Genomic DNA, 12,656 nt, shown 5'->3' on the forward strand with positions numbered 1-12,656 from the left:
TTAATGTACAAAACGGGCGACAACGTCGCGATAGGACCGGCTGACTTTAACCTGAGCGCCCGATTCCAGCACCAGAAAGCACTCGCCATTGGTATGCGGCTTAACTTGGCGCACTTGGTCCAGATTTACAATTGTCGACCGGTGCACGCGTTGAAAAGTGCGCGGGTCAAGTCGCTTTTCGAGGTCTTTCATCGTTTCGCGCAGAATCAACGAATTGTCGGCTGTGTAAATGCACATATAATCGCCTGCCGCGTCGATCCGCTCAATACTCTCGACATCGACACGGAATATCTGCCCCCGGTCCTTCACGTTGATCAGCTTTTCGAAACGTGTGGATGCCATGTCCTCGTCAATCGACCCAAGATTGTCAGCCGCGTTCGGCGCAACCTCGTTTATGACCGTACGCAGACGTTCCAACTCGTCCGATGTGCGTCTGTCGGCAAGCCTGTTGCGGACCCGATCCATGGTATCTGCCAAGCGCTCCGGCTCAACAGGCTTCATGAGATAATCGATCGCCTGCGCCTCAAAAGCCTTGATCGCATGTTCGGAATAGGCGGTCACAAACACGAACAGGGGCGGGTCAATATCCATGACCCCCTGAACCACCGAAAAGCCGTCAAAACCGGGCATTTGGATATCAAGGAACACAAGGTCCGGCTTCAATGTCTTGATCTTGCGAATGGCCTCACGGCCGTTGTGGCAGGTTGCGACGATCTCGATATCGTCAAAAGGTTGAAGCCTTAATTCGAGACCCTGAATGGCCAGCTTTTCATCGTCGACCAAAATTGTACGAATGCTCATGCGGATATTTTTCCTTGCTGCTTAGCCCCCGCTTTATTCTCTTCCCCTGCTATAATCCGGCTTTGATAAGGTAGTTCCAACAAAACCTCAAATCCTCCGCTTGCTTTCACATAATGTTCAAAGCGTTGGTTATCGCCATAAGCCTGTGACAAGCGCTCGCGCGTGTTCGCCATGCCAACGCCTGTGGACAGGCTGTGGTCTTGCTGCCCTGGCTGCAAGCCGGGTCCCGTATCGGAAACGGTGATCCGAACTCTTTGCCCGACCAGTTGAGCGCTAACTGTAATATCTGCGCCCTCCTCTTTTGGTGTGACCGCATATTTTATCGCGTTTTCGACCAAGGGCTGAAGCAGCAATGACGGCACAAGCGCGTTTTCGACCGCTGGCTCAATCGTAAAATATGTACGCAGCCTCTCTTCAAAGCGCATTTTTTCAATATCGAGATATAATTTCAACGTCTCGATTTCCTGAGTCAGCGGCACCTTGGCCGCAGCTTCGTTGATAAGGGTAAAGCGCAGGAATGAGGACAAACGCGATAACATAGCGTTGGCTTGTTCGGTCTGCTTCAGCAAAACCAGCGTCGAAATACTGTTCAACGTGTTGAACAGAAAATGCGGGTTCAACTGGTATCGCAACATGGTCAGCTGCGCGCTGGTTGCCTGCGCCTCCAACCGCATCATCTGGTCCGCCTGTTCCTCGGCGCGGACGAAATAATTTATGGCGTAATAAAGCGCTGACCACGCTGCCAAAAGCACCGAGTTGATATAAATCGCCGCCAGCCACAATTGCGCAAATGGCGTTTCGTCCACGCCATCACGAATTGTTTGAAGCACCCAGACATCGAGATAGGCATAGCCAATAGTGGCTAGAGAGACCGACACGAAGGTCAGGCTCCAGGTAATGAATGGCCGCTGTCCAATCAGAAATCGGTAAATAACCGAAAGCAGCAAAGTGATTGAATAGCCGGTCACCGCTGAAATCAGGATCGGCACGAGGAAACTGACAGGCTGTCCCTGCGCGATGCCCGACGCGGCACGCAAGATAACAGCGCCTGCCCAACCGGCAGAATGCAAGTTCCAAAAGGCGCGATTCTTGTCCGCAAAGAAGGGTTTATCGGTAAGCTCTAGAACCGCCATTGGTTTGGTCTAGCCGCATTTCCTCCGCGCATGAAGCCCTTGTTTCATTTCACATCATCGTTAATATTGATAAGGAGAGGATATCCCAATGGACAATCAAGACGACCGCGCCAATTTCCATGACATGTCGCAAAGCACACAAGAGGATTGGCAAATCATCATGCGGCACAATATTCCGTTTTCGCAGGATGGCGGCCGCCGGATATTGGACCACCTCAAATTGCTCGATGGCGATTTTGGCGGATTTGCGGTCGACCGGCTCACACATTCGCTACAAACGGCAACGCGGGCTCATCGCGATGGGCGCGATGACGACTATGTCATCATGGCGTTGTTGCACGACATTGGTGACACCTTGGGCGCATCCAACCATCCCGACATCGCCGCAGCGATATTGAAACCCTTCGTTTCGGAAAAGCTGCACTGGATCGTCAAAAATCACGGTATTTTCCAAGGGCGCAATTTCTTCCATCATTTAGGACTCGATCGCGATATGCGCGAGAAATTTCGCGGACATGAATGGTTTGCCGACACCGAAGAATTCATCGACAAATATGATTGCCCCTCGTTCGATCCGGAATATGACACATTACCACTCGCTTTTTTTGAGCCCATGGTAATGAGACTGTTCCGTACCCCGCTTAACAGCATTTACAAACGCAACGCCGAGCCTGTTGCCTGATTTAGCTGTTGGGCGATTGCCCAATAACGACACCGGCTCAGTCGTGTTTCGTTTCCAGCGCGATAGTTGTCGCGTGAACCAATCTGCGCGCTTAACGTGCTATATCCCTGTCTGAAAGGAATACGTCATGGCTAAAAGCCAGAAGAAATCGAGCCGCGAAGTTCGCAAGCCAAAAGCCGAGAAGCCAAAAAAGCAAAACGCGTCCAACCCCTCGACCAAAGGCAACCCTGCGGGCTTAGGAGCCAAAAGCTGAGGCTTTAGCGCCCGAGCAATACCCGCGCTTGCCCTGCAACTTGCGCAAGCATGGCCGGCGTCGGTATGCCTGTCATACGTGCCCGGTCGACCATCGCCTTGAACGACCGCACTCGGATCGCGTTGGCTTGCAACCAATCCTGCGTATCCTCCAGCGGCTTTTTCGCAGCCCGGCGGCGCAGGAAGTCAAGCCGCATCGTTTGGAAATCACGTGCCAGCCCTGCAACCAAGAGCCGTTCCCAGGGATCTTGCGGATCAATTTGCATGGCGGCCCCTTGTGCCCAACTCAAACCAAGCGCGTCTCCGATTGCAGTAAATGCCCGCGTCAGCGCCGTGACATCGCCCTTTTGCGTGGATGACAACGCAGCAAGCCCAATGGCACCATCAAGTTGTGCCAACTGTACCAACCTATCGGCTATTTTGCGCGGTGCCCCATTTTCGGTCAACCGCGCACCAAATCGCTCGGTCTGCTGCCGGACATCCGCAGGAAGCAAGCCGTCAAGTGCAGTTGTGAGTTTGTGGACAACTGGCGCATAGACGGCAGTCGTTGCACTGACGTCGCGACCTTCATGTGCATTGCGTATAATGTCAGCCATTTGCGCGCGTGTTTCTACCGCAGCTTGGTTGAACAACATCAACCGAGTGGCCTCAGGCATAAATGTGGTATCAATCGCCTGCCACAAAGACGGCAGATCATAAATACGCTCGGCAATTGCAAACGCCGCGGCCACATCGCCTAGACTACAGCCTTCTTCTTCAGCAAGCTCAAATGGGTGCAACATGCCAAGGCGGTTAATCATACGATTGGCCAATTTGGTGGCAATGATTTCCTTGCGCAACCGATGAGTTAAAATAGCCGACTTGTGCGCCTTAACCATCATGTTGGGAAATGCCGCGAGGAGTTCGGCGTCCATGGATTCATCATGCGCTAAAGGCGCCTCTTCCACACCGTCCTGAGCCGCTAGCTTTGCTGTAGAAAGCAATATTGCAAGCTCAGGCCGCGTCAGCCCACGCCCTTCATTTGCTCGCCGGAACAGCTCTTCATTTGGCGCCAATCCCTCGACCAACCGATCTAGCTTGCCAGCCCCTTCAAATATTTCGATGAGCCGGACATAAGCCGGCAAGTCACCAGCTCCACCAGTTTCAGCGATCGACAAAGCAAGGGTTTGCAACCGGTTATCTTCGAGCACCAAACGGGAAACAGCGTCGGTCATATCGGCAAGCAGAACGTTGCGTGCCTCCTCCTTCAGCTTGCCCGCGCGCATTTGGGCATTCAATGCGATTTTAATGTTTACCTCGTTGTCAGAACAGTCAACGCCGGCGCTGTTGTCGATAAAATCGGTATTGATGCGGCCCCCGCGCAAGGCATAACCAATGCGCCCTGCCTGCGTCACGCCGAGGTTAGCGCCCTCGCCAATGACCTGCGCCAGCACCTCCGCACCGTTCACCCGGATAGCATCGTTCGCGGGATCACCCACATCAAGATGGCTCTCGCTCCGGTCTTTTATATAGGTGCCAATGCCGCCAAACCACATCAACTGCACCGGCGCCTTCAAAATCGCTGTCATTAATGCGGATGGTTCAATGTCCTTGGCATCAATGCCCAGTAAGTTTCTGATTTCGGACGTTGTCTTGATCGATTTTTCGGTGCGCGCGAAAACGCCGCCGCCTTTGGAAATAAGCTTTGCGTTATAATCAAGCCAGCTTGATCGGGGCAGATTAAACAGCCGCTGCCGCTCTTTCCAGCTGATCGCCGGATCGGGATCAGGGTCAAGAAATATATGGCGATGGTCAAACGCCGCTACGATCTTCAACGTTTTGGACAGCAGCATCCCATTGCCGAATACATCCCCCGACATGTCGCCCACGCCAGCGACCGTGACGGGCTCTTTCTGCACATCAATGCCCACTTCGGCAAAGTGGCGTTGCACAGACAGCCATCCGCCCTTGGCCGTTATACCCATCGCTTTATGGTCATATCCCACCGAACCGCCGCTGGCGAACGCGTCGCCGAGCCAAAAATTGCGCTCAAGCGCGATGGCATTGGCAGTGTCGGAAAATGTCGCGGTGCCTTTGTCGGCGGCAACTACAAAATAGGGGTCATCACCATCATGGATAACGACGTCGTCGGGATGCACGATCCGGTCGTTGATGATGTTGTCGGTGATCGACAACAGGGTCCGAATAAATATCTTATAGGCCTCGGTGCCTTCTGCAAACCACGCATCGCGATCCACGCGCATATCGGGCAAGCGTTTCGGATAAAAGCCACCCTTTGCACCAGTAGGCACGATAACCGCATTTTTAACGCGCTGCGCCTTCATCAGGCCAAGGACTTCGGTGCGAAAATCATCTCGCCTGTCAGACCAGCGCAAGCCGCCACGCGCGACTGGGCCCGCGCGCAAATGAATGCCTTCGACGCGGGGCGAATAGACGAACACTTCGCGCCAAGGCAGTGGCGCGGGAAGTCCGGGGACTTTTGCGCAATCTAGCTTGAATGCGAGCGCTTCAGCGGCGGCAGCCGAAAACGCATTGGTGCGAACGGTTGCGAGCACAATGGCCAAAAACCTGCGTAAAATACGATCTTCATCAATAGCCGTGACCGCTGCCAAATCAGCATTGATCATTTTCACGTATTTTGCAGATTCCTTCTCGCGGCTACCGTTGTTCAAAGGGTTATGCAGGGCATCAAACAAGGCAATGATAGAGCCGGTCACATTGGAGTTTTTGGCCAAGGCCGATACCACTGTAGGCATACCATAGGTCACGCCAGTCTGACGGAGATACCGATACCACGCCCGCAGCCAGATGACCGATTGTGGATCAAGGCCACCGATCGTGACCAACTGGTTGAAAACATCGTTTTCAAATGCGCCGTCGAGAACTTGGCTAATTGCGCCTTCGACGACATGTGGTTTCTGCATGACTGTTGAAAGGTCACCACCACGCAGTGCAAGACGGAAATCATGGATGTAATGGCCGTCAGCCAATGCCGTGGGCGATTCTACAAGCACATCAAATCCGAAATTCTCAAGCGCCGGAACCACATCGCTTAGGGGCAAAGCGCCACCACCACTGTAGATTTTCAACTGAAGGCGACCGCCTTCAAGGCATAGCCGCGTGATCTTGCTATGGTCGCGCTCCATAGCAAGCAGGCCGATCATATCCCGCGCAGCCTCTTGCGTGGAATAGGTGTTGCGGTAATTGGCAGGAAAACTGGCACCATAACGCACCAGCATAGCTGCAGCACGCTTTTCATCGGTCATTTGCGCCAGCGCCGCTTCAACGGCGGGCTCCCACCCTCGCACCATAAGCTCAAGCTTGGCATCCAAGGCTGCCTCATCAACAGTCTGCGCCCGGTCGGGCAAATCCAGCGTGTATCGCAACATGGCAACGCCGCCATCTTCCAGACCAATCGTCCAGCCCAACAAAGATCCGCCTGTTGTATCGGTGAGCATTGTCTGGATTTGTTTGCGTATGCCCGTGGATACGTCGTCGCGTGGCAACCAGACGAAGATATACAAATGGCGTCCAAGCGGTGAACGCAACGCAATAAGTTTTGGCCGCGGCCGATCGGTCAGGGACATCGCGGTTAGCGTCACGCGCTCCAGATCGTCCAATTTCAGCGCGACCAGCAGATCGTGTGGCAATGCGGTCAGCGCATGCGCCATCGCCTTGCCGGCATGACCCGAGGGGTCGAAGCCAAAACGGTCCATAAGCGTCGTCAGATGCGTTCTGAGCACAGGTATCTGTTCAGGGGCAGTTGCGAGCGCCGCGCTCGTCCACAGCCCTGCTGTGACCGCCAGGCCCGTTATCTCATTGCCCACGTTAACTGGAATCACAATCAGGTCGAGCTGCACATTCCGGTGGACGGTTGAGACGCGGTTGGATTTAAGTACCAGAGGCGCGACACCGCCGCCTTCGAACCATTTAATAGCAAGGCCGACGCTGTCTTCCGCGAGAATTGGTGCGTCAGTTACGCGCGAAAGTCCCAGACGCTCGGACCGTGTTCCATCTCGGCCAACCCGTTCATGTCCTAATACGGTCATATTATTATCCAGGAACCAGCGAATAAGCGCTGTCCCTTCGCTGTCGGGAAGGCTGTCTGAGTTGGCAGACAAAGCGGCGAGCATATCGCGCCAGTCCATAACCGCGCCACGAACATCGGCTAGAACGGCATAAAGATGGGTTTCAAGCTGGCGGCGTTCCTTCGCGTCGACGCGCTCAGTCTCAAAATAAATGAATGATTCGCGCGCATGCCCGTCCTGCCGCTTGCGACTTAACGCGGTAAGAGTGCGCGTGTCGTCACGCACCACGCTCACCACTGGATGGATGATGCGCTTTACCGCGATACCGCAAGTCGCAACGGCTGAGGAAACCGAGTCCACCAGAAATGGCATATCGTCATTATTAATGGCGAAGCGCATCATGAGACGGCCCCGTGCATCCGTGAAGCTATCAAGCGCGATCGATGCTTCACCCGGCTTGCGATGAAGGCCTGATTCAATAGTAAAGCGCGCGGCCTCCTCCGCCGCTTTTGCATCAAAATCCTCATTTTCGCCCGGCAGGGCTGTTTCAGCAAACGCCGAAACCATGGCCTTCAAAAGCTCTTTGTCAAATTTCCCGGTCAATTTCGCAGTTTTGGCGCCCGCCATGAAATCATCTCCTGAACCCGCAAGCATATCGTTATGTGCCATCTACAACGACAAAATGCGTTGTAATTTAATTACAAAGCTTATGACGACCTTCTCAGGCTTAGACAAGTCACGTCCGTAACTTGTTGCGAGGATTATTGGTCCTGTGTAGCGTCGCTTCGAACCGAGAAGTTTTGGAGAGTTGCGTGGACAAACGGCTTACATTGTGGATTTTGGCAGGAATGATCCTGGGCGTTGCAGTTGGTTACGCTGTCCACACCGGCTTCGCACCAGACAGCACGCAATTCGAATATCTGACAAAGACATTCAAACTCCTCTCCGACATATTCCTGAATCTCATCAAGTTGCTCGTCGCGCCGCTGATCCTGTCCACTATCGTGGTGGGCATCGCGCATATGGGCGATAGTTCAGCGCTGGGCCGTATCGGCTTTCGCGCGATAACTTGGTTCATCGTTGCCAGCTTCATCTCTATCGGCCTTGGCCTGCTGATGGTCAATGTGTTCCAGCCCGGCGTGGGCGCGCCGGTGGACACAATCGCAAACGCAGCCGCAACAGTTGGCGAAGTCAAAAAATTGGATTTCTGGGAATTTATCCTTTCGATTTTTCCAAAAAACGCTTTCGAAGCGATGGCAACCAACAACATATTACAGATTTTGGTCTTCGCATTGTTCGCTGGCGTTGCTTTGTCGGCGCTCGGCGAGAAGGGTGCGCCGCTCGTTCGCGGTGCCGAAGCACTTGCCGAAATGATGCTGCAAATCACGCATTATGTCATGCGTTTTGCCCCAATTGCGGTTTTTGGTGCGCTCGCTGCGGTGGTCGCAAAAAGCGGCTTGGCGATCCTTGGGACTTATCTGGAACTGGTGACCGAATTTTACCTGTCGCTTGCTCTGTTGTGGACAATCCTGCTGTCGCTTGGCGCAATCTTCCTTGGGCGCAGGATATGGACGCTCATTCGATATATTCGCGAACCAATGCTCATTGCGTTTTCAACAGCATCAAGTGAGGCCGCACTTCCTAAGCTGTTTGAACAGCTTGACCGTTTCGGCGTGCCGCGCCGCATTTCGGGTTTCATGCTGCCATTGGGTTACAGCTTCAACCTCGACGGTTCGATGATGTATATGAGCTTTGCAACCATCTTTATTGCACAGGCTTACGGTATCGATCTGCCTATCGGAACGCAGATCCTTATTTTGCTGACATTAATGATTTCGTCCAAGGGCGTTGCCGCCGTGCCGCGTGCATCACTTGTCGTGATCACTGGCACCTTGGCGATGTTTGACCTTCCGGTCGAGGGCGTGGCGCTCATCCTAGCCATCGACCAATTCCTGGATATGGGCAGGACCGCAACGAATGTGGTGGGCAACGCCGTTGCAACATCGGTCATCACCAAATGGGAAGGCATGCTTCAGGTTGAGGAGCCCGAATATATAGAATCGCCCCATGCACCTGCCCATACCATCGCTGGAGGAAAGGCAGGGCTAGACCTGGCCGGGGACATGGTAATCGACGAACGGACGAAGAAACTTTAGGCGGGGTATTTGTGTCCGAGCAAGGTGCCTTTGGCACCACGGGCATCAAGCGTAAATTGCATGTTGTGATGATCCTTGCGCCAGCGCCGCGCAACAACGCGTTCGCCGGGACGCGCCGCATCATCAAGCAAAACCCGGCCGCCGGGACGGATAAGCGGAAATAGGCTAGATGCTGCGCCTCGTACATGCGGATGGATAGCCCAAGGCGGCCCATCGACGATGAGCAGATCAATTTCGGATGGGACATCGGTGAGCTGGTACCAATGGCCGGACCAGCCAGCAGGGGGCGTGCCCAAGGGTGCATGACGGATTTCCACATCCATGTTGTTTTCCCGGATCCAGCTTTGCGTGGTTGCGGCAAAGTCTGCATGCTGGTCAAAACTCACAATTTGACCACCGCCAAAAAGCTGCAGAGCGCGCGCGGCGACAAAGGTAGATGCTCCGCAACCAAGCTCAACGACGGTTGCAGGGCGCATCTCTTCTATGGCCGAGACAATGTGCCAAAGAAAATGCGTATCGGCTTTCCAGCTGCCCAGATTAGGTAAAGCATCGAGCCGCAGCCCGAGATAGGCCAACAGATCAGCCTTGTCTTTCTTGCGGCCACCATCGAGGCTCCGCAGGAGCCACGGCCATTGAATGGCGCCATAAGCCATGACCATGAACCGATCCCCCAATGACAGATTGAGGTCCAGATCATTGAGAGGCATGAGCGCCGTCGTTTCGCGTGTGGTCATAATGCTCCCAAAGCCGCAGCGCCTGCAACAGTCAATGACAGAGTTGTCGGACTGGCTGATTTTCTGCACCTTTGGCGAGATGTCGTTCGTCGACGACTCTTAAATTGGCGCTCCTAAGCTTTGACAATGTGGGTGTTTGCTGAATACATGCAACCCGGAGAAGGAGAACGCGAATGAACAATCCGGCGATAACGTCAGGAAACCGGCTGGCCGTAACAAATCCCAAAGTCATGTTGTTCGCCCTCCTGCTTGTCTACATACTGAATTTTCTGGATCGCCAGATTGTCAACATTCTCGCTGAACCCATCAAGCGTGATCTTGGCCTGAGCGATACCCAACTCGGGCTGTTGGCAGGGCCAGCTTTTGCGGTATTTTACGCCGTCTTGGGCATACCTATTGCCCGCTATGCGGATAGGGCCGGGACTAACCGTGTGTGGTTGATTTCCCTATGTCTGGCGGTTTGGTCAGCAATGACAGCGATATGCGGGATTGCGCAAAATTTCTTGCAACTTGCCCTCGCGCGCGTTGGCGTGGGCGTAGGCGAAGCCGGATGTACGCCAGCTGCGCACTCACTCATTGCAGACAGCGTCCCACCCGAAAAACGCTCCTCAGCAATCGCGTTCTTCGGGCTTGGCATCCCGATTGGTGGGCTGCTTGGCCTCATCATCGGCGGCGTGGTCAATGACCAATATGGTTGGCGCGCTGCGCTCATGCTCGTTGGCGCACCGGGAATTCTGCTTGCATTTATATTGCCGTTTCTGATCCGGGACCCGAGGCGCTGCGCAGACAGTACACATTTTGAAAGCACGACAGCGTCCAAGAAACCCGCTTTGTCGATAACGGACGCGGCCCGTGAGGTATTCGCGTCAAAGGCTTATCTCTATGTTTTTATTGCCGCGTCGTTCACGGCGTTTCTCAGTTACGGCAAAGGGTTATGGACCATCAGTTTTTTCATTCGCTCACATGGCCTTTCAACGACCGAAGCCGGGTTAGCGATGGCGGTAGCACTCGGCATTTCAGGCATATTCGGGACCTGGCTTGGCGGCAAGGTGGCCGATGTTTTCGGTAAACGTGACAAGCGTCACATTCTAACGCTACCCGCCATCGGCATGGCGGTCGCGGCGCCTATATTATTTGCCGGTTACTGGGTGGAAGACTGGCGAGTTGCCGTCGCTCTTTTGATCGTTCCAACGCTGTTGAACGCGGCATATTACGGACCGGCTTATGGATGCGTCCAAGGGTTGGTGCGGCCAGAGGCCCGCGCAATTGCGGCCTCTCTCGTGGTTTTCGGTCAAAATCTCATTGGCCTTGGAATGGGGCCGTTGCTGTTTGGCGTACTGTCGGACTCGCTTCAGCCTATCGCAGGCGAAGAAAGCGTCCGCTGGGTGCTGTACGGCGCGGCATGGCTGGGCCTGATACCTGCGTTCTTTTTCTGGCGCGCCAGTTTGCGGCTCACCGCTGAGTTGAAAAGCGGCTAGTCCGCAAAAGGGTCACGCACCAATATCGTGTCTTCGCGCTGCGGGGATGTCGATACTAACGCAACGGGGGTCTCGATAAGCTCCTGCACCCGCGTAATGTACTTGATCGCTTGTGCCGGCAGATCGGCCCAACTGCGTGCGCCAGCTGTCGTTTCCTGCCAACCGGCCATTTCTTCGTAAATCGGCTCGACGGCGGCTTGCTCGGCAGCATGCGCGGGAAGGTAATCATACACCTTGCCATTAAGGCGATAGCCCGTGCAGATTTTTATCGTCTCAAAACCGTCGAGGACATCAAGCTTGGTCAAGGCAATGCCTGTAACGCCGGACACCGCGCAGCTTTGGCGCACGATTACGGCGTCAAACCAGCCACATCGGCGTTTGCGTCCCGTAACGGTGCCGAATTCATGGCCGCGCTCGCCAAGCCGCTGACCTGTTTCATCCTCAAGCTCGGTCGGGAACGGCCCTGAGCCCACGCGCGTGGTGTATGCTTTGACAATACCCAAGACAAAACCGGCGGCGCTCGGTCCAAGGCCCGAGCCCGACGCAGCCGTGCCTGAAACTGTATTGGACGATGTGACGAATGGATAAGTGCCATGGTCAACGTCAAGCAACACGCCCTGTGCGCCCTCAAACAGTATCCGCGCTCCGGCCTTGCGCACCTTGTTCAACCGTTTCCATACAGGTTGTGCATATTCCAGAACAAAGGGTGCAATTTCCTTCAGATCCGTAATCAGTCGTGCGCGATCAACCGGAGGCTCACCAAACCCTGCGCGCAACGCATCATGGTGCGCGCAAAGCCGGTCAAGCTGGGCATCAAGGGCGTCGAGATGCGCAAGATCACACACACGGATTGCGCGGCGTCCGACCTTGTCTTCATAAGCCGGGCCAATACCGCGCCCTGTCGTCCCGATCTTACCCGAACCCGCGGCAGTCTCACGCAGGCCATCAAGGTCGCGGTGGATGGGCAGGATCAACGCGCAGTTGTCTGCCAATGCAAAGTTTTCAGTCGTAATTGAAACGCCCTGTCCGCGCAGTTTCGCCATTTCATCGCGCAGCGCCCAAGGGTCAAGCACGACGCCGTTACCGATGATCGAAAGCGTGCCAGTGACGATGCCCGATGGCAGCAATGACAGTTTGTAGACATTTTCGCCAACGACCAATGTGTGGCCGGCATTATGCCCGCCTTGAAAACGGACAACGGCGTCGGCGCGTTCGGCCAGCCAATCAACAATCTTGCCTTTTCCCTCGTCGCCCCATTGAGCGCCAATTACGGTAACATTCGCCATCAGATATTCCCTGTCAAAGCCAGATAGCTCTGGGGCCTTTTTCTGCGCAGGAGGTTTTTCCTGCGAAGGGATTCGCCATGCGCTCCGTTATGATTATGACGACGCT

The 12,656-nt window shown here is 54.6% G+C and carries 9 protein-coding genes; 4 read left to right on the plus strand and 5 right to left on the minus strand.

Annotated elements, in window-relative coordinates:
- Window positions 1-801, minus strand: a complete 801-nt coding sequence (locus ACLL9E_RS03850) for a LytR/AlgR family response regulator transcription factor (RefSeq protein WP_411290419.1) — start codon at window positions 799-801, stop codon at window positions 1-3.
- Window positions 798-1,934 (minus strand): sensor histidine kinase, encoded by a 1,137-nt coding sequence (locus tag ACLL9E_RS03855; protein WP_411290420.1) that lies wholly within the window; start codon window positions 1,932-1,934, stop codon window positions 798-800. Before ACLL9E_RS03855 ends, ACLL9E_RS03850 begins: the two co-directional genes overlap by 4 nt.
- An 88-nt stretch (window positions 1,935-2,022) precedes the next feature.
- Between ACLL9E_RS03855 and ACLL9E_RS03860 the strand changes: the two genes are divergently transcribed.
- Together ACLL9E_RS03860 and ACLL9E_RS03865 are read left to right on the plus strand one after the other, a co-directional pair.
- Window positions 2,023-2,616 carry an HD domain-containing protein gene (locus tag ACLL9E_RS03860; RefSeq protein WP_411290421.1) on the plus strand — a complete coding sequence of 198 codons (594 nt, stop codon included), beginning with the start codon at window positions 2,023-2,025 and terminating at the stop codon, window positions 2,614-2,616.
- A 127-nt stretch (window positions 2,617-2,743) separates the two neighbouring features.
- Window positions 2,744-2,869: a hypothetical protein gene (locus tag ACLL9E_RS03865; RefSeq protein ID WP_411290422.1), complete on the plus strand. Its 126-nt coding sequence runs from the start codon at window positions 2,744-2,746 to the stop codon at window positions 2,867-2,869.
- Window positions 2,870-2,873: 4 nt separating this feature from the next.
- Here ACLL9E_RS03865 and ACLL9E_RS03870 read toward each other — a convergent pair whose 3' ends face one another.
- A complete protein-coding gene (locus ACLL9E_RS03870; RefSeq protein ID WP_411290423.1) occupies window positions 2,874-7,523 on the minus strand; it encodes an NAD-glutamate dehydrogenase in 4,650 nt (1,549 codons plus the stop codon).
- A gap of 185 nt (window positions 7,524-7,708) precedes the next feature.
- Between ACLL9E_RS03870 and ACLL9E_RS03875 the strand changes: the two genes are divergently transcribed.
- The gene (locus tag ACLL9E_RS03875) at window positions 7,709-9,052 is read left to right on the plus strand and encodes a dicarboxylate/amino acid:cation symporter (protein ID WP_411290424.1); all 1,344 of its coding nucleotides are present in this window, start codon (window positions 7,709-7,711) and stop codon (window positions 9,050-9,052) included.
- Here the strand turns inward: ACLL9E_RS03875 and ACLL9E_RS03880 are convergent.
- A complete protein-coding gene (locus tag ACLL9E_RS03880; RefSeq protein WP_411290425.1) occupies window positions 9,049-9,786 on the minus strand; it encodes a class I SAM-dependent methyltransferase in 738 nt (245 codons plus the stop codon). The genes ACLL9E_RS03875 and ACLL9E_RS03880 overlap by 4 nt on opposite strands.
- A 173-nt stretch (window positions 9,787-9,959) precedes the next feature.
- Here ACLL9E_RS03880 and ACLL9E_RS03885 point away from each other — a divergent pair, with 173 nt between their 5' ends.
- Window positions 9,960-11,264, plus strand: a complete 1,305-nt coding sequence (locus ACLL9E_RS03885) for a spinster family MFS transporter (RefSeq protein WP_411290426.1) — start codon at window positions 9,960-9,962, stop codon at window positions 11,262-11,264.
- Here ACLL9E_RS03885 and ACLL9E_RS03890 read toward each other — a convergent pair.
- On the minus strand, window positions 11,261-12,550 hold the full coding sequence (locus tag ACLL9E_RS03890) for an adenylosuccinate synthase (protein ID WP_411290427.1): 1,290 nt from the start codon (window positions 12,548-12,550) through the stop codon (window positions 11,261-11,263). The two genes, ACLL9E_RS03885 and ACLL9E_RS03890, sit on opposite strands and share 4 nt — an antisense overlap.
- Window positions 12,551-12,656: the final 106 nt, after the last annotated feature.

Source organism: Sphingorhabdus sp., assembly GCF_046596595.1.
In the GTDB taxonomy this organism is placed as follows: domain Bacteria; phylum Pseudomonadota; class Alphaproteobacteria; order Sphingomonadales; family Sphingomonadaceae; genus Sphingorhabdus_B.

Bases quoted from the DNA above. Each gene is read 5' to 3' on its own strand.
- ACLL9E_RS03850 (WP_411290419.1), bottom strand. From the start codon at position 801: ATGAGCATTCGTACAATTTTGGTCGACGATGAAAAGCTGGCCATTCAG.
- ACLL9E_RS03860 (WP_411290421.1), top strand. From the start codon at position 2,023: ATGGACAATCAAGACGACCGCGCCAATTTCCATGACATGTCGCAAAGC.
- ACLL9E_RS03885 (WP_411290426.1), top strand. From the start codon at position 9,960: ATGAACAATCCGGCGATAACGTCAGGAAACCGGCTGGCCGTAACAAAT.
- ACLL9E_RS03880 (WP_411290425.1), bottom strand. From the start codon at position 9,786: ATGACCACACGCGAAACGACGGCGCTCATGCCTCTCAATGATCTGGAC.
- ACLL9E_RS03870 (WP_411290423.1), bottom strand. From the start codon at position 7,523: ATGGCGGGCGCCAAAACTGCGAAATTGACCGGGAAATTTGACAAAGAG.
- ACLL9E_RS03855 (WP_411290420.1), bottom strand. From the start codon at position 1,934: ATGGCGGTTCTAGAGCTTACCGATAAACCCTTCTTTGCGGACAAGAAT.
- ACLL9E_RS03890 (WP_411290427.1), bottom strand. From the start codon at position 12,550: ATGGCGAATGTTACCGTAATTGGCGCTCAATGGGGCGACGAGGGAAAA.
- ACLL9E_RS03865 (WP_411290422.1), top strand. From the start codon at position 2,744: ATGGCTAAAAGCCAGAAGAAATCGAGCCGCGAAGTTCGCAAGCCAAAA.